Consider the following 20,426-nt stretch of genomic DNA (forward strand, 5'->3'; position numbering starts at 1 on the left):
GATGATCGTTCCCACGCTCTGCGTGGGAATGCCGCCCGGGACGCTCCGCGTTCCTTCTCAGCGATCAGGCCGCTTATTAGACCTTGAACCTGCCCACCAGCATCTGCAGATGCGTCCCCAACCGCGCCAGCTCAACGCTGGCGGCCGCGGTCTCTTCACTGGCTGCCGAGGTCTGCTCGGATACATCGCGCACGTTCAGCACGCTACGGTTGATCTCTTCGGCCACCGCGCTCTGCTGTTCGGCGGCTGCAGCAATCTGCTGGTTCATCGACTGAATCGCCGAGACGGTGCGGGTGATGCTTTCCAGTGAGCCACCGGCGCGGCGGGTCAGTTCGACGCTGCTGTCGGTCAGGGTGCGGCTGTTGTCCATGATGGTCGCCACTTGCTGGGTACCGGTTTGCAGGCCGACGATCAGCTCTTCGATTTCTTCGGTGGACTTCTGGGTGCGCTGGGCCAGGCTGCGGACTTCGTCGGCGACCACTGCGAAACCACGTCCGGCCTCACCGGCACGGGCGGCCTCGATGGCGGCGTTGAGGGCCAGCAGGTTGGTTTGCTGGGCCACGGATTTGATCACGTCGAGCACACTGCCGATCTTGTCGCTTTCGCGTTTGAGATGACCCATGGCCTCGGTGGAGTTGCCGACTTCCTTGGCCAGGCGTTCGATCTGGGCGATGGCTTCGCCGACCACTTTGTCACCTTCGCGGGCCTGCTGGTCGGCGGCGACAGCGGCTTCGGACGCTTCTTCGGCGTTACGCGCGACTTCCTGCACGGTGGCGGTCATTTCGTTCATGGCGGTGGCCACCTGGTCGGTCTCGACCTTCTGGCTGTTGACCCCGGCGCGGGTCTGCTCAGTGACGGCCGACAGCTCTTCAGCGGCGCTGGCGATTTGCGTGACGCCGTTGCTGATGCCACCGATCAACTCGCGCAGGCCCAGGGTCATGCTTTGCATGGCGCGCTGTAGCTGGCCGAGTTCGTCCTGACGCTCAGAGATAAGGTTTTGGGTCAGGTCGCCGGCAGCAACGCGCTCCGCCACTTTGAGGGCCTGGCTCAGGGGAATCACGATCTGGCGAGTGATGGCGCAAGCGGCAAGCAGGCCGAAGGCGAGCGCCAGGACGGTGGCCAGCAGCAGCAGGTTTTTGGCGTGCGCGGCGTCAGTGTCACGGACGATGGTTTGCGACACGGTGAGCTTTTTGCTGACGTCGAGCAGGATGTCGCCTTGTGCGGCCATGCGTTTGAGCGCGGCAGCGCTGGCAACCTGAGAGTCGCGGAACTGGCTGACGGCGGCTCGATAGGCCTTCAACGAATCCGTAGCTTGCTGCAGGTTGGCGATGTGCTGCTCCGGCAGTTTGGAGGGCAGGCTTTCGAGGTTTTTCAACGCGTTGTCGATGGCGTCCAGAGCCGGTTGCTCGGCCTCGGTTTTGCCGCTGTAGGTATAACCGCGAACCTGGAAGCGTGCTTGCTGGATCAGTTTGCTCAGGTCGATCACGCTGTTGAAATCGGCGACGTTGTCGCCTTGCAGCATGGATTTTTCGACTTCGGCGACACGGGTCACGGCGTTGTCGGCGGTGGCGCCGAGTTTGCCGCGGGCGTCTTCGCGGTTGGCGCCGGCCTGGGTCATGGCGGTAAAGGCTTGTTTGTACTCACTGACGGCGGCCAGTTGCTGGTCGATCATGGCCGCGTCGGCCGGTTGTTCGATCAACGTGCGCGCGGTTTTCAGGCCGGTAGCGAGTTGGTCAAGCAGGTCGTTGACCGCACCGGGACCTTGTTCGCCGCGACGCATTTCGTAATCCAGACGGGCCAGGCGCAGGTCTTTGGTCAGGCCATTGAGGCTAGCAATAAACCCCAGCTTATCGCCGCGACTCATCACGCCGCTCAGGCCGGTCCAACCGGTGAAGGTGATCAATAAGGTAAGAAGCAGCACCAGGCCGAAGCCAACACCCAATTTGCGATTGACGCTGACGTTCCCCAGTTTCTCGGCTAGCCATCGGTACATGCTGCAACTCCCTCGAACCATTCGTTGGTTTTATGGGGAATGTATCGGCAGGCAGACGAGATTCTATAGGCGCTGTGGGCACAGACTTCCGGTGAACGCGTTCCCTGTAGCAACTGGCGAAGCCTGCTGCTACAGGTAGTGTTTAGCCTTAGAACAGGCGTGCGAGCAGCGCAGTGACGGCGGTTTCGACCCGCAGGATGCGGTCGCCGAGCTGCACCGGTTGCAGGCCGGCCTTGCCCAGCAGGTCGATTTCGTAAGGAATCCAGCCGCCTTCGGGGCCGATCGCCAGAGTCACCGGTTCGTCCAAGCCACGAGGGCAAGGTGGGTAATTGCCGGGGTGGCCGACCAGGCCGAGGGTGCCTTCGGTGATGGCCGGCAGACGATCTTCGACGAACGGCTTGAAGCGCTTCTCGATAACGACTTCCGGCAACACGCTGTCCCGGGCCTGTTCGAGGCCGAGAATCAACTGCTCACGAATCGCCTCGGGCTCAAGGAACGGGGTTTGCCAGAAGCTCTTCTCGACGCGATAGCTGTTCACCAGCACGATTCGTGGCACACCCATGGCCGCCACGGTCTGAAACACCCTACGGAGCATTTTCGGCCGTGGCAGGGCCAGCACCAGGGTCAGCGGCAGCTTGGCCGGTGGTGGCTGGTCGAGAGTGACGCGCAGTTCGGCTTCATCGGCGTCCAGGCGTAGCAGTTCGGCCGACCCCATCAGCCCGCCGATGCGCCCGACTCGCAGGCTGTCGCCGACAACGGAGCGATGGACTTCCTGCATGTGCGTCAACCGGCGATCGCGCAAGGTCACCCGGTCGGCCGCAATGAAGTCGGCCTCTTCGAGCAGCAGCAGGTTCACGGTTGGGTCGCTGGCGGCTGGTCGTTGTGATCGTCGGCCGGTTGGTCGTCCGGGTGCTCGCCGCGCTTGCTGATCAGACCGCCGAACAGGATGCCGATTTCAAACAGCAGCCACATCGGTACGGCCAGCAGCGTCTGCGAGAAGATGTCCGGCGGCGTCAGGATCATGCCAACCACAAAGCAGCCAACGATCACGTACGGGCGGATTTTCTTCAGGTATTTGACGTCGACCACACCGATCCATACCAGCAGGACCACGGCCACCGGAATTTCGAAGGCCACGCCGAAAGCGAAGAACAGCGTCATGACGAAGTCGAGGTAGCTACTGATGTCCGTCATCATCTCCACGCCGGCCGGGGTGGCGGCGGCGAAGAATTTGAAGATCAGCGGGAACACCAGGTAGTAGGCGAAGGCCATGCCGGCGTAGAACAGCATGATGCTGGACATCAGCAACGGTACGGCAATGCGCTTCTCATGCTTGTACAGGCCCGGCGCAATGAAGCCCCAGATCTGATGCAGGATCACCGGGATTGCCAGGAACAGCGAGACCATCATGGTCAGCTTAAGTGGCGTCAGGAACGGCGACGACACGTCGGTGGCGATCATTGTCGCGCCCACTGGCAGGTACTGACGCAGCGGCGTGGAGACAAAGGTGTAGATCTGCTGGGTAAAGGCGAATAACCCGGCGAAGATGATGAAAATCGCCGCTACACAGCGCAGCAGACGAGTACGCAACTCGGTGAGGTGCGAAACCAGCGGCATGTGCTGGTCGTTTTCGGGGAGATCGCTCATGAGACTCGCGGCGGCAAAGTGGTGTCGTGAGGAGCCGGCGTTGTCGGCGCGGCGGCAGGAGCAACGGGGTCTGCGGGTGCCACAACCGGTACCGGTTCGACGGCGGTCTGCGTTTCGGCCGGAGCCGCTTCAGCGTTTGGCGCATGAATCGTCGGCGTTGCCACCGGTTGAAACGGCGTCGGCTCCTGCTGAGTCGGCGTGAAAATCTTCCGCGCCTCCTGCTCCAGCGACAGAATGTGCTCGTTGTGCAGTTGCCGACGAATCTCGTCGGCACCGATTTCACGTTCAACTTCCTGTTTGATCGCGTTGAAGCTGCGCTTCAGACGACCGACCCACAGGCCGGCGGTCCGTGCAGCCCCCGGCAGACGCTCGGGGCCCAGCACCAGCAGGGCCACGAGGCCGACGAGCAGCAGTTCAGAGAAGCTGATACCAAACATTAGTCAGTGCTCACACGTCTTTGCGGATCGGCTCTTCGACTTTTTGCGCCTGCACATCGATGGTGTGCGGCGGGTTCACGGACTGTGTGGTCTGTGGCTGAACGGGTGGAACCGGTTGGGCCGGTGTGACCGTCGGGTCAACTGGCTTGTCTTCATCGTTCATGGCTTTGCGAAAGCCCTTGATCGACTCACCCACGTCAGTGCCGAGGTTTTTCAGTTTCTTGGTGCCGAACACCAATACGACAACAACCAGGATGACGATCCAGTGTTTCCAGTCAAAAATGCCCATATCGCTGCTCCTCTCTAATAGGTGTTCAGGCGGACGGACGCGAGGCTTTCTCGGCGTGTCCGGACAGACCGAAACGACGGTCCAGTTCATCGAGTACAGCCTGTGGATGCTGCCCCAGTTGTGCAAGCATGACCATGCTGTGGAACCACAAATCGGCGGTTTCGTAGATCACATCGCTGCAGTCACCGCTGATGGCGGCATCCTTGGCGGCAATGATGGTTTCGACCGACTCTTCGCCGACTTTTTCCAGAATCTTGTTCAGGCCCTTGTGGTATAGGCTGGCGACATACGAGCTGTCGGCAGCGGCGCCTTTGCGCTCTTCCAGTACCTCGGCCAGACGGGTCAGAGTGTCACTCATGAGTGTGTCCTGCGGAATAGATAGCGTGCGGGTCTTTCAGAACCGGGTCGACGGTTGTCCAGTCGCCATTCTCGAAGACGCGGTAGAAGCAGCTTTGACGGCCGGTATGGCAGGCGATATCGCCGATCTGCTCGACCATCAGGATGATGACGTCGGCGTCACAGTCCAGGCGCATCTCATGCAGGGTCTGCACGTGACCGGACTCTTCGCCCTTGCGCCACAGTTTGCCGCGGGAACGTGACCAGTAAATGGCGCGGTTCTCGGCAGCGGTCAGTTCCAGCGCTTCACGGTTCATCCAGGCCATCATCAGGACGCGCCCGGTCTTGTGATCCTGTGCAATCGCCGGCACCAGGCCATCGGCGTCCCACTTGATCTCGTCCAGCCAGTTTTTCATCTTCGACTCCGACAGCGGGCTCCACACTTCATTAGTGAAGCCCAGGCGTTGAAACAGTGTGCCAGCGTGCGGGGGCTCTGGCTATCGGCGAACGACCAGATACAAACCGACGGCCACCATGATGCCGGCTGGCCAATGGCCCAACTCGTTCAACGGCCCACCGGCCGCGAGTATCGCGCCGCCTGCCAGGTGAGCAGCGCCGAGCAGGCGCATGAACCAGTCGTCCTTGCGCCGGTGCCACGGCGGCGGCCGGTCGTAGGCGTGCGGTTGGGACATACGTTCGAGCAGGTCGCGGGCCATGTTGGCCAGGTGCGGCAATTGCTCGAACTGGCTCTGTACGTTGCCGATCAAGGCTTTGGGGCTGACGCGTTCGCGCATCCAGCGTTCGAGGAACGGCTGGGCGGTGTTCCACAAATCGAGGTCCGGGTACAGCTGACGGCCCAGGCCTTCGATGTTCAACAGGGTTTTTTGCAGCAGAACCAGCTGCGGTTGCACTTCCATGTTGAAGCGTCGAGCGGTCTGGAACAGGCGCATCAGCACCTGGCCGAAGGAAATATCTTTTAACGGTTTTTCGAAGATTGGCTCGCACACGGTGCGGATCGCCGCTTCGAATTCGTTGAGTTTGGTTTCCGCCGGCACCCAGCCCGAATCGATGTGCAGCTGCGCGACACGACGGTAATCACGCTTGAAGAACGCGAACAGGTTGCGCGCCAGGTAATCCTGATCTTCCGGGGTCAGGCTGCCGACGATGCCGCAGTCGATCGCAATGTACTGCGGGCTCCACGGGTTCACGGTGCTGACGAAGATGTTGCCGGGATGCATGTCGGCGTGGAAAAAGCTGTCGCGGAACACTTGGGTGAAGAAGATCTCCACACCGCGTTCGGCGAGCATTTTCATGTCGGTGCGCTGATCAGCCAAGGTCGCGAGGTCAGTGACCTGAATGCCGTAGATGCGCTCCATCACCAGCACTTTCGGCCGGCACCAGTCCCAATAGACTTGCGGCACGTAGAGCAGCTCCGAGCCGTCGAAGTTGCGCTTCAACTGGCTGGCGTTGGCCGCTTCGCGCAGCAGGTCGAGTTCGTCGTAGATGGTTTTTTCGTAGTCCAGTACCACGTCCACCGGGTGCAGCAGACGGGCATCGGCCGAGAGCCTTTCGGCGGCGCGAGCGAGGATGAACAGCCACGCGAGATCCTGTGCGATGATCGGTTTGAGGCCCGGGCGGATGACCTTGACCACCACTTCTTCACCGGTTTTCAGCTGCGCGGCATGCACCTGCGCCACCGAGGCCGAGGCCAGTGGCTCGACGTCGAAGCGGCTGAAGACTTCACTGATCTTTTTGCCGAGCTGCTCTTCAATCAGCTTGATCGACACTTGCGAGTCGAACGGCGGCACGCGGTCCTGCAGCTTCATCAGCTCATCAGCGATGTCTTCCGGCAGCAAGTCGCGGCGGGTGGACAGGATTTGGCCGAACTTGATGAAAATCGGTCCCAGGTCTTGCAGCGCCAGACGCAATCGCGCGCCACGGCTCAGTTCCAGCGTCTTGCGCGGGAACCAGCGCCACGGTAAGGCGTAGCGCAACGCCAGCAAAAACCACGGCAATGGCAAGGCGAACAACAGGTCATCGAGGCGATAGCGAATCACAACGCGCTGGATGCGCAACAAACGGCGGACGGCAAGCAGCTTCATGCGTTATCGCTTGGGTCGAGGGATCGGGAAAGGCGCTCGAAGCGCGCCTCGAGACGTTCCAGATCGAGTTTGATCTGGTCCAGTTCATTGAAACGGGCTTCAGCTTCGCGCTGACCGACGAGGGTGCGCGATTCTTCGGCCAGGTACTCGCCAAGATTCTGATTCAGGCTGGCGAACCCTTGCTGATACCAGCGTGCGCGACTGCGCAGGTGACCGCCGAGCAGTTGCGTGGCGACGGGTCCCAGCACGCGTGCGAGTTCGTACTCCCAGTCCAGCTCAAGGTCCTGAAGGATCGACGCCAGTTCCAGCAGCACGCCGCTGTCGCCGTCGAGTTCGACTTCAGGGCTATGCAGGGCCGAGGTCTTGTCCTTGCTCATCGCCAGTTTCAACAGGCTTGAGGCCGGTGCACGCAGGGTGCAGTCGGCGCCGGATTCCCAGTGGGAAGCCAACATCAAGCCTTCGTCGCTGGGTAGGATGAACAGCTGCAGCGCCGGACTGCGGCAGTCGACGGCAATCACCTTGCCACTCAAATGTGCCAGCCGCGGCAGGGCCGTGCTGTCGAGACGCAGCACCCGGTTCAGACCGAGTTCAACGCTGGCGAGCAGGCCGGCCAGCAACATCAGGGTTTGATGCCGCGGTGCAGGGCGACGATGCCTGCGGTCATGTTGTGGTAGGTCACGCGGTCGAAACCGGCCTCGACCATCATCGACTTCAGGGTTTCCTGATTCGGGTGCATGCGGATCGATTCGGCCAGGTAGCGATAGCTTTCCGAGTCGTTGGTGATCAGCTTGCCCATCAGCGGCATGAAGGCGAATGAGTAGGCGTCGTAGGCTTTGGACATCAGCGCGTTGGTCGGTTTGGAGAATTCCAGCACCAGCAGACGTCCGCCCGGTTTCAGCACGCGCAGCATCGAGCGCAAGGCGTCCTCTTTATGGGTAACGTTGCGCAGGCCGAAAGCGATGGTCACGCAGTCGAAATGGTTGTCCGGGAATGGCAGTTTTTCAGCATCGGCCTGGACGAACTCGACGTTGCCAGCCACACCCAGATCCAACAGGCGGTCACGACCGACCTTGAGCATGGATTCGTTGATGTCGGCCAACACGACCTGGCCGGTCGGGCCAACGAGGTGCGAGAACTTCTTGGTCAGATCGCCCGTGCCGCCGGCGATGTCCAGCACGCGGTTACCGGTGCGAACGCCCGACAACTCGATCGCGAAACGCTTCCACAGACGGTGCATGCCGCCCGACAGGAGGTCGTTCATCAAGTCGTACTTGGCGGCTACCGAGTGGAAAACCTCAGCGACTTTTTCCGCTTTTTGGCTTTCCGGAACGTTTTTGAAACCGAAGTGAGTGGTGGGTTCGGCATCGCTGCCTTTGCGCTGATCAGTCATATCGCTGTCACCAGAAGAGAATGCGGACATTCTAATCCCGGTGGCCTGCTTTGTCTTGGCAAGGCTGCAGGTAAGATAGGCAACCGCCGGGACGTTTTGCCGCAGTAGCGGTCAAGATGCTTCAGGAAAGTATCCATAAAGCAGGAGTCATTCGATGGCCCGTATTAGTGTTGAGCGTGCCCACGGCCTGGGTAAGGAAGCGGCCCGCGAGAAGGCCGACAAGTTGGCGCAGAAACTGTCCGATCAATATGGCCTGGAGCCGCAATGGTCCGGCGACACCCTGAACCTCAAGCGTTCCGGTGTGAAAGGCGCGGTGTATGTGGGTGAGAGTTCGATCAAGGTCGATGTCGAACTTGGCCTGTTGATGTCGGCCATGAGCGGCACGATCAAATCGGAAATCGAGAAGGCCCTCGATAAAGCCCTCGCGTAACCCGCGCTTTGCTCCTACAGGTGAGCGGTGGGGCACCAGCGATTTGTGTCAGTTGTTAGGGTGCTGTTTCTAATTATTCTCACTACTTTGTGCCTGAGCCCGACTCTTTCGCGGGCAGTTCCTCAAACCTTCTGCGCGTGAGGTGCACCATGGCCAAAGTTATTTTGAAGAAAAAAATCGACGCTTCGACAACTGCTCTGAGCGACGTTAAATCTTATGCCCGCAAGATCTGGCTGGCAGGCCTGGGGGCCTACGCCAGGGTCGGCCAAGAGGGTAGCGAGTACTTTCAAGAGTTGATCGTCGCGGGTCAAGCTGTTGAAAAGAAAGGCAAAGAAGCAGTTACCGAGAAACTTGAAGCGGCTAATGCCGAGATCGATGAAGCCAAGAGTGAAGTCACTACTTTCAAAGGCAAGGTCGAAGTTCAACTCGACAAGGTCGAGAAGGCTTTTGACTCGCGTGTCGCAAGTACCTTGAATCGTATCGGCATTCCGTCTAAACATGACGTTGAGACACTCTCTGCCAAGCTCGATGAGCTGACGGCATTGCTCGAACGCGTCGCGCAAAAATCTTAAGGAGAACGGGATGGCTGGTAAAAAGAATACTGAAAAAGAAGGCAGCTCGTGGATCGGGAAAGTCGAAGACTACTCCCGCAAAATCTGGCTGGCTGGTTTAGGCGTGTACTCGAAGATCGACACTGACGGCAGCAAGCTCTTCGATACATTGGTTAAAGACGGCGAGAAAGCCGAGAAGCTCACCAAGAGCGCTGTCGACAAGAAAGTCGATGCCGCCAAGGACTCTGCTTCGTCGGCCAAGTCGCGCATCAGCGGCGTGAAAGATCGCGCAATGGGCAAGTGGGATGAGTTGGAAGGGGCTTTCGACAAGCGTCTGAACAGCGCCATTTCGCGCCTGGGTGTACCGAGCCGCAATGAAGTCAAAGCGCTGCACAGCAAGGTCGATACCCTGACCAAGCAAATCGAGCGTCTGACCGGTGCGAAGGTTGCGCCTGTTGCGGCGAAAACCGCGGCGGCCAAACCTGCTACCAAACCACTGGCCAAGGCTGGCGCTAAACCGGCTGCCAAAACTGCCGCAGCGAAACCTGCAGCAGCCAAGTCAGCGGCCAAACCGGCTGCCAAAACTGCAGCGGCCAAGCCAGCGACAAAACCTGCCGCAGCGAAGAAGCCGGCAGTGAAAAAACCGGCAGCACCGAAAGCCGCTGCACCAAAACCAGCAGTGGCTGCCGCCAAACCGGCAACCCCGATCAGCGCATCGAATTCCGCTGCTGCGCCAACCCCTGCTGCAACCCCGACTGTCGCGCCAGCTCCATCGACGCCAACCAGTCAGTCCTGATGATCGTTCCCACGCTCTGCGTGGGAATGCCTCACCGGACGCTCCGCGTCCATTGCGCCCGGCCTGCGAAGGTCGGGCGTTTTTGTTTGTGATTACGTTTTGCAAAACACCACAAGTCACCTGTGGGAGCGAGCCTGCTCGCGATATAGGTACTCCGTTCCTTTCTCTTCCATACTGACTTCGCTGGAAGTTGGCTGTCGGCGAGGAAGGAACATGCACCTGCGGGCTACGAATATGCTCGCGCAGCACTCGATGATTACGCTTTCACCTTCGAGTCCACAGGTGCGCTTGCGCCCTCTAACGAATTCTCAGGGAAAGCCCGACACGGCTCTCTATATCGCCTTCGCTGGACGCAAGCATGCATGTCCCTGCATGTACTTTAGCGTCTGTGGAGGTGTTCCATGCAAACGCTCCTGTCTCAGAGTTTCACTGCTTATATCGGAATTGATTGGGCAGACGCCAAGCACGACATCTGTTTGCAGATAGCTGGAGAGGCTCAGCGGAGTTTCGAGGTCATCGACCACAAGCCCGAGTCGATTGATCGCTGGGCCAGGTCGCTGCATCAACGTTACGGTGGCCCGATCGCGATCGCCGTGGAGTTGAACAAAGGCCCACTGATAGCGGCTCTGCAAAAATATGAGTTTTTTTGTATCTTTCCGATCAATCCGAGCACCTTGGCCCGGCACCGTAAAACCTTCGTCCCCAGTGGCGCCAAGGATGATCCAACGGATGCTCAATGGGCGCTTGAGCTGTTGCTGAATCATCCCGAACGGTTTCCTCAACTGGTCCAGCAAAGCTCCGCCATGCGTTCGCTCGCCAGCCTGACCGAACATCGCCGCGGGTTGGTCGATGACCGGGTCAAGATCAGCAATCGTCTGGTCTGCATGCTCAAACAGTATTACCCGTTGGCTCTTGAGCTGTTTCATGACCATGACACGCTGGTTTTCTGTGAGTTTTTGGCGCGCTGGTCGACATTTGAAGTGCTTAAGCACGCTCGGCCAGCCAGCGTTTTGAAGTTCCTTCACGCGCATAATGTTCGCCATGCTGAGCTCAATCAGCAGCGTTTGGCATTGATCGCCAAAGCCATGCCGTTGACTGAAGATCCAGGCGTGGTCAGTCCTTCAGCGCTGTATGTGCTGGCCCTGGTCTCGCAACTGAAAGGGGTTATCACGGCGATCAAAGACTTTGATCGGGAGATCGAAAAAACTGCCAACACCCTGGCCGACTACCGACTCTTCAAGGCCTTGCCCGGCGCGGGACAACAGCTTGCCCCACGGTTGATGGTCGCCTTTGGTGAGCAGCGTGATCGCTTCAAGGATGCCAGTGCGGTGCAGCGATATGCCGGAATTGCCCCGGTCACCGAACGCAGTGGCAAGAAAAAAGTCGTCCACTGGCGCTATCAATGCGCAACTTTTTTGCGCCAGACCTTTGTTGAGTGGGCTGCCCACAGCATCAATCAATCGGTGTGGGCAGAGGCGTATTATCGCCAGCAAAGGGCCAAAGGCAGCTCTTACCAAGCAGCCCTCAGGGCTCTGGCGTTCAAGTGGATCCGGATCGTTTATCGGTGCTGGAAGACCAGCACCGTGTACGACGAAAACGTTTATTTACAGACCTTGCTTCGGCACGGCTCACCGTTGACCAGCGAGCTGGACACAGCAAAACCGCGTTGACGGAAAGGCTCAGGGCGTGAAAGCGGTGTGTCATTCAGCATTTATGTCGACTGACACTGCGCCTTCGCGAGCAGGCTCGCTCCCACAGTAAAATGTGTTTTTCCAGTGACACTGTTATTCGTGTTCCTCCAGGTACTGCAGTGCCAACTGCTCCGTCGCCACCTTGATCGGCGGCAACAGGTGCGGCGCCACCAGCATCATGATCTGGTACACCACCAATCGCACTTCACCTTCACGGTCAAGAATCCGCTGATAGTCCAGTGAGAACAGCAGCGTCATGGTGATCTGCTCCACCAGTTGTCCCAGTGCCTGGGTCTCGCTGACCAATTGCCCCTGAGCCTTCAATCGAGCGAGTAACGAAGCCAGCGTGCGCTTCAGTGCATTGAGCAGGTTGCGTATGCCCTTGGCCAGTTTCGGCAAGCGCCCGGCGAGGTTCGACAGGTCCTGGAACAGAAACCGGTAGTGCGCCAGGCGTTCGACGATCAGGTGCAGGAACAGCCAGTAATCTTCCGGTGCAAGCTCGACATCGGCCGGTGGATCGAGCAGGGGCGCCAGTTCGGCCTGGAAGCGCTCGAACAACCCGAGAATCAGCGGTTCCTTGCCGTGGAAGTGGTAGTAGAGGTTGCCCGGGCTGATCCCCATTTCATTGGCCACTTCCATGGTTGAGACGTTCGGTTCGCCCTTCTGATTGAACAACAGCAAAGCACATTCGAGAATCCGGTCGCGGGTTTTCATCCAGTCTTCTTAATGGTTCGTTGAACGTCAGCGCACACGCACGTAAGTACCGGGTGCTGCCTCCATCGGTGGATAGTTCTGGTTGCCGAGGGCCATGTCGGTTTCTTTTTGCGCGCCTGAACGTTCTTGAATCCAGCTCAGCCATTGGGTCCACCAACTGCCGTCGACTTGCTTGGCGTCGTAATACCAGGCCCGTGGGTCGCTGCTCAGTTTGGTGCTTTCGACGAAACTGGCTTTCGGGTTGGAGGGCGGGTTGAGAATGCTTTGCACATGACCGCTGTTGGACAGTACGAATCGTCGCTCGCCACCCAGTAGCAAGGTGGAGCGATACACCGCATCCCACGGGGTGATGTGGTCGTTGATGCCCGCGACGCTGAAGCTGTCGACGGTGACTTTCTGCAAGTCGATCGGCGTGCCGCACACCTCCAGACCACCCGGATGACTCAGCGGGTTGTGCTTGAAGAAGTCCAGCAAGTCGCCATGGAGGGCTGCCGGCAAACGTGTGTTGTCGTTGTTCCAGTAGAGAATGTCGAACGCTGGTGGCTCTTTGCCCAACAGGTAGTTGTTAACGAAATAGCTCCAGATCAGATCGTTCGGGCGCATCCAGGCGAAGACCTTGGCCATGTCGCGGCCGTCCAGCACGCCTTTTTGATAGGAGCGACGCTTGGCCGCCTCAAGGGTCTGTTCATCGGCGAAGAGGGTCGCAGGCGAGTCCATCTGACTGTCGAGCAGGCTTACCAGGTACGTTGCGCTGGACACTCGCCGCAATTGCCGCTTGGCCTGTAAATGCCCTTGCAGCGCGGCAATGGTCAGCCCGCCCGCGCAGGCGCCCATCAGATTGACTTCGCGAGCACCGGTGATCGCCCGGCAGACGTTCATCGCTTCTTCGACGGCTTCGACGTACGTCGACAGCCCCCATTCGCGATGCCGTACATCCGGATTGCGCCAACTGATCATGAAGGTCTGCAAACCGTTTTTCAGGGCGAACTGGACGAAGCTGTTGCTGGGGCTCAGGTCGAAAATGTAGTACTTGTTGATCTGTGGTGGCACCACCAGCAGCGGTTTTGAATACTGCTTTTCGCTCATCGGCTTGTACTGGATAAGCTCCAGCAACTCATTGCGAAACACCACGGAGCCAGTAGTGGTGGCGACCGTTTTGCCGACCTCGAAAGCTTGTTTGGTGACTTGTCTGGGCAGGCCGTCGTTGTGCAGGAAGTCGTCGACCAGGTGGCTGATACCTCGCACCAGGCTGTTGCCGCCGGAGTTGAAGATCTCCTTGATCGCCAGCGGGTTGAGCAGGCTGTTGGACGGTGATACGGCGTCGTTGAGCAAGGCGAACGCGAAGTGGGCGCGGGTGCGATCGTCCGGGCTCATGTTGCTCTCGTCGATCCAGTTTTTGACCTGCTTTTGCCAGGTCAGGTAGGCCTGCAAACTGCGGCGATAAAAAGGGTTGAGGCTCCACGCCGGGTCGGCGAAGCGATTGTCCTGCGGATTGGTCGCATGCAGGGTTTCGCCCAGCAGCACGCGGCCCAGTTGACCGCCCAGTTTCAAGGCGTGTCGGGCGCTGTGCACCGGGTTGCGCAAGCCATGGGCGGCAACACTGCGCAGGGTCGACAACAAATCCCGACCGCGCACGCCGGTAATCGCACTCTGTGCATTGATGAACGCGGCGGGAGTGGGTAAAAAGTCCCTCGCTGGTTTTTCGCGCATGAATCAACACTCCTTCGTCTTCAGGCCAAATACAGATACACCGAACCAGAACACCATAGACGCTGTTACGGGTTGTTGCGCGGCGCGGCGTCCTGCCGCCCTCTTTTTGTTAACAAAAGTCGGGGGCGGTTATCCGCCGAATGGCGCCGGATGCGGATGCATCACGGCACGCTGCCGTTCTTCCTCGAGGAATTTCATGATGATCGGTGCAACCGCTTCGGCTCGGGTAATCAGGAACAGATGCCCGTCATCGATGATGTGCAATTGGGCATTGGGGATCCGCCAGGCGAGCAATCGCATGTTGACCAGCGGGATCAGCGGATCGTCATCACCGGCCAGTACCAGGGTCGGCTGATGAATCTTGTGCAGCCAGTGAATGCTGGTCCAGCCCAGCCCGGCGAACAGCTGCCAGTAGTAACCGAGTTTGCCCGCCGAGCGGACTTTCGCAGCATGGCTTGCGGCCAATGTTGGATCGCGACGGAACGCGCCGCCGTAGATCATCGGCGCAATGCGAATCACGTGAGACGGTTGGATATAGCGTCGTGGGCTGGCCATCATCCACAGGACTTTCGGCTTGCCCGGCACCATCACCGTGCCGGCTGCCGTGGCCGCCAGCACGAGTTTCTTGCAGCGTTCGGGATAGTCGTAAGCGAACTGCTGGGCGAGGGCTCCTCCCCAGGAAACGCCGATCACATTGACTCGGCCGTAATCGAGATAGTCGAGCATTCGCGCTGTGAGTTTCGCCAGGCCCGGAAAGCGATACGGCCGATTCGGCGTCGATGAACCGCCGACGCCAGGGACATCGAAGGCAATGACTTCCAGGTCCGGATCCAGTGCTGCGACGAACGGAAACACCAACTCAAGGTTGGCGCCGATGCCGTTGAAAATCAGCAAGGGCGTCAAGTGAGGCTTGCCGGGGCGTACCGCCGTGCGGAGGGTCTGGCCATCCAGGTCGACGGTACGAAATATGAATTGTTGCGGCATGCTTCAAGCCCTGTGGGGTGGTATCGCTATCTCATCTTTACTGTGGGAGCGAGCTTGCTCGCGATAGCGGTCTAACAGTCGACATCAATGTTGAATGTAATGACCTCATCGCGAGCAAGCTCGCTCCCACAGGTATCAGTTACCGCTCATGCACATAAGTGCCCGGCGCAGCTTCGCCCGCCGGATAGGCCTTGCTGCCCAAACTCCCCGGAGACTTCTTCAGCTTGCCCGAACGCTCGGCTTGCCATGCCTGCCAGTGCAGCCACCAGGAGTCGGTGTGTTTGGTGGAATTTTCTTGCCAGTCCTCAGCCTGGACCGGCATCTCGGTGCTGGTCATGTAGCGTGATTTCGGATTGCCCGGCGGGTTCAGAATGCTCTGGATATGCCCGCTGCTGGACAGCACGAATTCGACCTTGCCACCGAACAGTTGCGCCGACTTGTAGCAGGACTTCCACGGGGTGATGTGGTCGTTAGTGCCGGCCAGGGAGAAGATGTCGGCAGTGACCTGCTTCAGATCGATCGGTGTGCCGCACACTTCCAGTGCATCAGGACGGATCAACGGGTTGGTTTTGAACAGCTCGATCAGGTCGCCATGGAACGCTGCGGGCAACCTTGTGGTGTCGTTGTTCCAGAACAGGATGTCGAAAACCGGCGGTTCGTTGCCCAGCAGGTAGTTGTTGACCCAGTAGTTCCAGATCAGGTCGTTGGGGCGCATCCAGGCGAAGACTTTCGCCATGTCACGGCCTTCCAGGACGCCGGCCTGATAAGAGTGGCGCTTAGCGTATTCGAGGGTCTGTTCGTCGACGAACAGTGCCACATCGCTGTCCAGGGTGGTGTCCAGCACGCTGACCAGCAGCGTCAGGGCGTTGACTTTCTTCTCACCGATCGCGGCATAGTGGCCCAGCAGCGCGGTGCAGGTGATGCCGCCGGAGCAGGCACCGAGCATGTTCACATCTTTGCTGCCGGTGATCGCGCTGACCACATCGACCGCTTCCTTGAGCGCTTCGATGTAGGTCGACAAGCCCCACTCGCGCTGCTCCTTGGTCGGGTTGCGCCAGCTGACAATGAACGTCTGCACATTGTTGCGCAGGCAGAAGCGCGCCAGGCTCTTGTCTGGGCTCAGGTCGAAAATATAGAACTTGTTGATCTGTGGTGGCACCACCAACAGTGGGCGCTCGTACACCTGCTCGGTGGTCGGCCGATAGTGGATCAACTCCAGCACGTCATTGCGAAACACCACCGCGCCTTCGGTGACGCCCAGGCTCTTGCCGACCTCGAACGCGCCCATGTTGACCTGGCTCGGCATACCGCCGTTGTGCACCAGGTCCTTGGCCAGATGAGACAGACCGTCGAGCAGGCTTTTGCCGCCGGTTTCGAAGAAGCGTTTGACCGCCGCCGGGTTGGCCGCACTGTTGGTCGGGGCCATGGCTTCAGTCATGAGGTTGATCACGAAATGCCCGCGACTGGCGTCCTTTGGCGGGAGATTACTGTCGTCGATCCAGTCGTGGAGTTCCTTGCGCCACGCCAGGTAAGTCTGCAAGTAACGTTTGTAAAGCGGGTTCTGGCTCCAGGCCGGATCGGCAAAGCGACGGTCATCGCTTGTCGGTAGAAGCTCGGATTTGCCGAACAACACATTCTTCAGTTCAAGACCGAAATGGGCGACATGCCTGGCGCTGTGGATCGGTTGTCGGATGGCCTGCCTTAGCACCATTCGAGCAGAAGCCAGTAAATCCTTTCCACGCAGCCCAACGACAGGATTCAGCCCCAAGGTGTTTTCCGAGGCTTGATACTTCAAGTCATCGTTATTCTTGTTACTCATCTACGACGCTCCATTGTCCTGAGGCGAGTACCTGGTCCCAGCTGTGCATTCACACGGCAAATGCCAGGTACTACTGCTAGGGTGACCGTTAATTCTGCATCGCTGCTTTTTATCGCAGAGAGCACTGCAGGGAACTTGCCAGTTCCATTGGTTACCCGAGTTTAATTTTTTTCGCAAGCAGGCCAATCGTCGGCCCGGAAGCGGAGCATTCAAACAGATGAAATTAGAAAATGCCCTCTAAAGAGCGAAAGGCCCGAGTTAGAGCATCAGCTTGACGATGGATTGGTCCGGGTCGCGGGTTTTTCCGGCGGCTTTGAGCTCGGCAAGATAATCGTTCCAGAGATCCTCTTGGCGCACACCCAACTGGTACAGATATTCCCAGGTGAACAGGCCGCTGTCGTGGCCGTCGTCGAAGGTCAATTTCAGTGCGTACTGACCGGCCGGTTCGACCTTGGTCAGTCCTACGCCGATCTTGCCAAATTGCAGGATAGGTTTGCCGTGGCCCTGGACTTCGGCGGAAGGAGAGTGCACGCGCAGGAACTCGGCAGGCAGGTGATATTCCTCGCCGGACGCGTATTTCAGCGACAGGGTTTTCGAGGCTTTGTGCAGTTTGATATCGGTGGGGAGTGGGGTCGTCATTTTGGTTCAGGGCCGCAAGCGGCCCTGCCATGTAGAGAATGAGACCTACAGGATATAACGGGACAGGTCTTCGTTCTGCGCCAATTCGCCCAAGTGGCTGTTGACGTAATCGGCGTCGATCACGATCGCTTTGTCGTCGTGGGCACTGGCCAGATCACCGGCGCTGAACGATACCTCTTCGAGCAGGCGCTCAAGCAGCGTGTGCAGGCGACGGGCACCGATATTCTCGGTCTTCTCGTTGACCTGCCAGGCGATCTCGGCAATACGCTTGATACCGTCCGGCTGGAACTCGATCACCAGGCCTTCGGTTTTCAGCAGTGCGCAATACTGCTCGGTGAGTGACGCATGCGGTTCGCTGAGAATGCGCTCGAAATCTTCAGGCGTCAGCGCCTTGAGCTCGACCCGAATGGGCAGACGACCTTGCAGCTCGGGTACCAGATCGCTCGGCTTGCTGAGGTGGAACGCACCGGACGCGATGAACAGGATGTGGTCGGTCTTGACCATGCCCAGTTTGGTGTTGACGGTGCAGCCTTCGATCAGCGGCAGCAGGTCGCGCTGTACGCCTTCACGGGACACGTCGATGCCACCGGAGTTACCGCGCTTGGCGACCTTGTCGATTTCGTCGATGAACACGATGCCGTGCTGCTCGACGGCTTCCAGCGCCTTGGCCTTCAACTCTTCTTCGTTGACCAGACGACCGGCCTCTTCGTCACGCACCAGTTTCAGCGCGTCCTTGACCTTGATCTTGCGGCTTTTCTTTTTGCCCTTGCCCATGTTGGCGAACAAGCTCTGCAGCTGGTTGGTCATCTCCTCCATGCCCGGTGGCGCGGAGATGTCGACGCCGGTCACTTCGGCGACTTCGATTTCGATTTCCTTGTCATCCAACTGACCTTCGCGCAGGCGCTTGCGGAACAGCTGGCGGGTGTTGGAGTCGGCCGACGGTGCGGCGTCGTCGTTGCTGAAGCCCATGCGTGCCGGTGGCAGCAGGGCGTCGAGGATGCGTTCTTCGGCGGCGTCTTCGGCGCGGTGGCGAACCTTGGTCATTTCCTGTTCGCGCAACAGTTTGATCGCCGCGTCAGCCAGGTCACGAATGATCGATTCAACGTCGCGGCCGACATAACCGACTTCGGTGAACTTGGTCGCTTCAACCTTGATGAATGGCGCGTTGGCCAGTTTGGCCAGACGACGAGCAATCTCGGTTTTACCGACACCGGTCGGGCCGATCATCAGGATGTTCTTGGGGGTCACTTCAACGCGCAGCTCTTCAGGCAGCTGCATCCGGCGCCAGCGGTTACGCAGCGCGATGGCGACGGCGCGCTTGGCATCGTCCTGGCCGATGATATGGCGATTGAGTTCGTGGACGATTTCACGGGGAGTCATGGACATAGTAATTGGCGGTCCTCAAGTGAAAGTGAGCCGTGGCGTGGTGGCCAAAACAGGCTTACTCAGCGAGGTCCTGCTCCTCAATGGTGAAGGTGTGGTTGGTAAATACACAGATGTCGCCGGCGATGCCGAGGGCGGTTTCGACGATTTCACGGGCCGACAGATCGGTTTTCTTCAGCAGCGCGCTGGCGGCGGCCTGGGCGTAACCGCCGCCGGAGCCCATGGCGATCAGACCTTCTTCAGGTTCGACCACGTCGCCGTTGCCGGTGATGATCAGAGAGGCATCTTTGTTCGCGACCGCGAGCATGGCTTCGAGGCGGCTGAGGGAGCGGTCTGTGCGCCATTCTTTGGCGAGTTCGACGGCGGCGCGAACCAGGTGCCCTTGATGTTTCTCAAGCTGGCCTTCGAAACGCTCGAAGAGGGTGAAGGCGTCAGCGGTGGCCCCGGCAAAACCGGCGATCACCTGACCGTGGTACAGGCGACGAACTTTCTTCGCGTTGCCTTTCATCACGGTATTGCCGAGAGAAACCTGGCCGTCGCCGCCCATGACGACTTTGCCGTGGCGGCGAACTGAAACGATGGTGGTCAAGGGAGCGTCTCCACGCAGCGGGGCGAAAATGCCTTATGCCCATTCATATGGGGGTGGTGGAGCGTTTTTCAACTGCGGAGCGGGAGATGGGACGAGCGGTTGATCGTTCCCACGCTCTGCGTGGGAATGCCTCTGGGGACGCTCCGCGTCCAGTGACGCGGAGCGTCACGGGCTGCATTCCCACGCGGGAGCGTGGGAACGATCAACGTTCAGCGGAAGGTCAGCGGTTCTGGCGTTGTTGTAACAACAGGTTGCTGAACCCGCTTCCAGCCAGTTGTTTCTGGGCAGTAGTCAGCTGTTCGCGGTTGCTGAACGGTCCGACCAATACCCGATACCAGGTCTCGTCCTTAACGGTGCCGGACTCAACCGCCACTGCCTGGCCGAGCAAAATGATCTGCGCCCGAACTTTGTCCGCGTCAGCCTCCTTGCGGAACGAACCGGCCTGCAGGAAGAACTTGGTCACTGGCGCTGCTTTGGACACCGGTGGCGCTGGCGGCGGAGTGATCCCGGCCAGTGCAGCCTGAGCCCGCGCGGTATCGATCTTCGCCGCTTGCTCTGGCGTGACCGGCGTCGTCGGAATGGCCGGTACTTGCGGCGTCGGCAGGGTTTTCTCCGGCACGGCATCCGGCGGCACGATGACTTCCGATTCCGGCAGCAAGGTGTAGAAGTCATACTTCGGCTTCACCGGTTGCGTCGGGCTCGGCGGGGTCTTGTTAGCCTCGGCGATTTTGGCCTTCTGTTGCTCGATTCTCTCGCGTTTGACGCTCTCGCTGCCCTTGCCTGGCTCCAGCTTCATCAGGAACACAATGAATGCGCCGACCGTCAGGCCGATGGCCATCCACAGCCAACCCGGGATCGGTTGCTTTGCAGGAGCTTGGTAACGGCTGGCGCCACGTTTGGGTGCAGGTTTTTTCTTGGCAGCCAAC

Annotated in this window: 22 protein-coding genes and 1 pseudogene; 4 read left to right on the plus strand and 19 right to left on the minus strand. The window is 59.3% G+C overall.

Going from position 1 to position 20,426, the window contains the following annotated elements; all coding sequences use genetic code 11:
* Window positions 1–76 precede the first annotated feature (76 nt).
* The 11 genes and pseudogenes from ACYZTR_RS02755 to ubiE all read right to left on the minus strand — a co-directional run bounded on the left by ACYZTR_RS02755 (window position 77) and on the right by ubiE (window position 8,194).
* Window positions 77–949, minus strand: coding sequence for a methyl-accepting chemotaxis protein (locus ACYZTR_RS02755; protein ID WP_461979561.1), 873 nt, complete (start codon window positions 947–949; stop codon window positions 77–79).
* Window positions 935–2,014 (minus strand): annotated as a pseudogene (locus tag ACYZTR_RS02760) (methyl-accepting chemotaxis protein); the annotation flags it as partial. The gene ACYZTR_RS02755 and the pseudogene ACYZTR_RS02760, both read right to left, overlap by 15 nt.
* Before the next feature lie 127 nt (window positions 2,015–2,141).
* A complete protein-coding gene (locus tag ACYZTR_RS02765; RefSeq protein ID WP_461976251.1) occupies window positions 2,142–2,849 on the minus strand; it encodes a 16S rRNA (uracil(1498)-N(3))-methyltransferase in 708 nt (235 codons plus the stop codon).
* Window positions 2,846–3,640: a twin-arginine translocase subunit TatC gene (gene tatC / locus ACYZTR_RS02770; protein ID WP_461976252.1), complete on the minus strand. Its 795-nt coding sequence runs from the start codon at window positions 3,638–3,640 to the stop codon at window positions 2,846–2,848. Before tatC ends, ACYZTR_RS02765 begins: the two co-directional genes overlap by 4 nt.
* Window positions 3,637–4,077: a Sec-independent protein translocase protein TatB gene (tatB, locus tag ACYZTR_RS02775; RefSeq protein ID WP_461976254.1), complete on the minus strand. Its 441-nt coding sequence runs from the start codon at window positions 4,075–4,077 to the stop codon at window positions 3,637–3,639. Before tatB ends, tatC begins: the two co-directional genes overlap by 4 nt.
* Before the next feature lie 10 nt (window positions 4,078–4,087).
* Window positions 4,088–4,366 carry a twin-arginine translocase TatA/TatE family subunit gene (locus ACYZTR_RS02780; RefSeq protein ID WP_461976256.1) on the minus strand — a complete coding sequence of 93 codons (279 nt, stop codon included), beginning with the start codon at window positions 4,364–4,366 and terminating at the stop codon, window positions 4,088–4,090.
* Window positions 4,367–4,391: 25 nt separating this feature from the next.
* Window positions 4,392–4,724 (minus strand): phosphoribosyl-ATP diphosphatase, encoded by a 333-nt coding sequence (locus ACYZTR_RS02785; RefSeq protein ID WP_008047820.1) that lies wholly within the window; start codon window positions 4,722–4,724, stop codon window positions 4,392–4,394.
* A complete protein-coding gene (hisI, locus tag ACYZTR_RS02790) occupies window positions 4,717–5,118 on the minus strand; it encodes a phosphoribosyl-AMP cyclohydrolase (RefSeq protein WP_150796910.1) in 402 nt (133 codons plus the stop codon). Before hisI ends, ACYZTR_RS02785 begins: the two co-directional genes overlap by 8 nt.
* An 81-nt stretch (window positions 5,119–5,199) precedes the next feature.
* On the minus strand, window positions 5,200–6,804 hold the full coding sequence (gene ubiB / locus ACYZTR_RS02795) for a ubiquinone biosynthesis regulatory protein kinase UbiB (RefSeq protein ID WP_461976258.1): 1,605 nt from the start codon (window positions 6,802–6,804) through the stop codon (window positions 5,200–5,202).
* Entirely contained in the window at window positions 6,801–7,424 is a 624-nt protein-coding gene (locus ACYZTR_RS02800; protein WP_461976260.1) for a ubiquinone biosynthesis accessory factor UbiJ, read from the minus strand. Before ACYZTR_RS02800 ends, ubiB begins: the two co-directional genes overlap by 4 nt.
* Entirely contained in the window at window positions 7,424–8,194 is a 771-nt protein-coding gene (gene ubiE, locus ACYZTR_RS02805) for a bifunctional demethylmenaquinone methyltransferase/2-methoxy-6-polyprenyl-1,4-benzoquinol methylase UbiE (RefSeq protein WP_007948968.1), read from the minus strand. Before ubiE ends, ACYZTR_RS02800 begins: the two co-directional genes overlap by 1 nt.
* Window positions 8,195–8,348: 154 nt before the next feature.
* Between ubiE and ACYZTR_RS02810 the strand changes: the two genes are divergently transcribed.
* From ACYZTR_RS02810 to ACYZTR_RS02825, 4 genes are all read left to right on the plus strand, one after another.
* On the plus strand, window positions 8,349–8,624 hold the full coding sequence (locus ACYZTR_RS02810; RefSeq protein WP_461976262.1) for a polyhydroxyalkanoic acid system family protein: 276 nt from the start codon (window positions 8,349–8,351) through the stop codon (window positions 8,622–8,624).
* A 149-nt stretch (window positions 8,625–8,773) separates the two neighbouring features.
* Window positions 8,774–9,196 carry a phasin family protein gene (locus tag ACYZTR_RS02815; RefSeq protein ID WP_461976264.1) on the plus strand — a complete coding sequence of 141 codons (423 nt, stop codon included), beginning with the start codon at window positions 8,774–8,776 and terminating at the stop codon, window positions 9,194–9,196.
* 10 nt (window positions 9,197–9,206) lie between these two features.
* Window positions 9,207–9,971 carry a phasin family protein gene (locus tag ACYZTR_RS02820; protein ID WP_461976266.1) on the plus strand — a complete coding sequence of 255 codons (765 nt, stop codon included), beginning with the start codon at window positions 9,207–9,209 and terminating at the stop codon, window positions 9,969–9,971.
* Window positions 9,972–10,372: 401 nt separating this feature from the next.
* Window positions 10,373–11,641 (plus strand): IS110 family RNA-guided transposase, encoded by a 1,269-nt coding sequence (locus ACYZTR_RS02825; RefSeq protein WP_461976268.1) that lies wholly within the window; start codon window positions 10,373–10,375, stop codon window positions 11,639–11,641.
* A gap of 114 nt (window positions 11,642–11,755) precedes the next feature.
* On the opposite strand, the gene ACYZTR_RS02830 is transcribed toward ACYZTR_RS02825, so the two are convergent.
* From ACYZTR_RS02830 to ACYZTR_RS02865, 8 genes are all read right to left on the minus strand, one after another.
* Window positions 11,756–12,376, minus strand: coding sequence for a TetR/AcrR family transcriptional regulator (locus tag ACYZTR_RS02830; RefSeq protein ID WP_461976270.1), 621 nt, complete (start codon window positions 12,374–12,376; stop codon window positions 11,756–11,758).
* Window positions 12,377–12,403: 27 nt separating this feature from the next.
* Window positions 12,404–14,086: a class II poly(R)-hydroxyalkanoic acid synthase gene (gene phaC, locus ACYZTR_RS02835; protein WP_461976272.1), complete on the minus strand. Its 1,683-nt coding sequence runs from the start codon at window positions 14,084–14,086 to the stop codon at window positions 12,404–12,406.
* A gap of 129 nt (window positions 14,087–14,215) precedes the next feature.
* Window positions 14,216–15,070, minus strand: a complete 855-nt coding sequence (gene phaZ, locus ACYZTR_RS02840) for a poly(3-hydroxyalkanoate) depolymerase (RefSeq protein ID WP_461967947.1) — start codon at window positions 15,068–15,070, stop codon at window positions 14,216–14,218.
* Window positions 15,071–15,209: 139 nt separating this feature from the next.
* Window positions 15,210–16,889, minus strand: a complete 1,680-nt coding sequence (gene phaC, locus ACYZTR_RS02845) for a class II poly(R)-hydroxyalkanoic acid synthase (protein ID WP_461976274.1) — start codon at window positions 16,887–16,889, stop codon at window positions 15,210–15,212.
* Window positions 16,890–17,147: 258 nt separating this feature from the next.
* Window positions 17,148–17,528, minus strand: a complete 381-nt coding sequence (locus ACYZTR_RS02850) for a gamma-butyrobetaine hydroxylase family protein (RefSeq protein ID WP_461976275.1) — start codon at window positions 17,526–17,528, stop codon at window positions 17,148–17,150.
* A gap of 45 nt (window positions 17,529–17,573) precedes the next feature.
* Entirely contained in the window at window positions 17,574–18,914 is a 1,341-nt protein-coding gene (hslU, locus tag ACYZTR_RS02855; protein ID WP_461976277.1) for an ATP-dependent protease ATPase subunit HslU, read from the minus strand.
* A gap of 55 nt (window positions 18,915–18,969) precedes the next feature.
* Window positions 18,970–19,500, minus strand: coding sequence for an ATP-dependent protease subunit HslV (gene hslV, locus ACYZTR_RS02860; RefSeq protein WP_007899242.1), 531 nt, complete (start codon window positions 19,498–19,500; stop codon window positions 18,970–18,972).
* 220 nt (window positions 19,501–19,720) lie between these two features.
* On the minus strand, window positions 19,721–20,425 hold the full coding sequence (locus ACYZTR_RS02865) for an SPOR domain-containing protein (RefSeq protein WP_461976279.1): 705 nt from the start codon (window positions 20,423–20,425) through the stop codon (window positions 19,721–19,723).
* Window position 20,426 lies beyond the last annotated feature (1 nt).

It is taken from the genome of Pseudomonas sp. Hz4 (assembly GCF_054898165.1).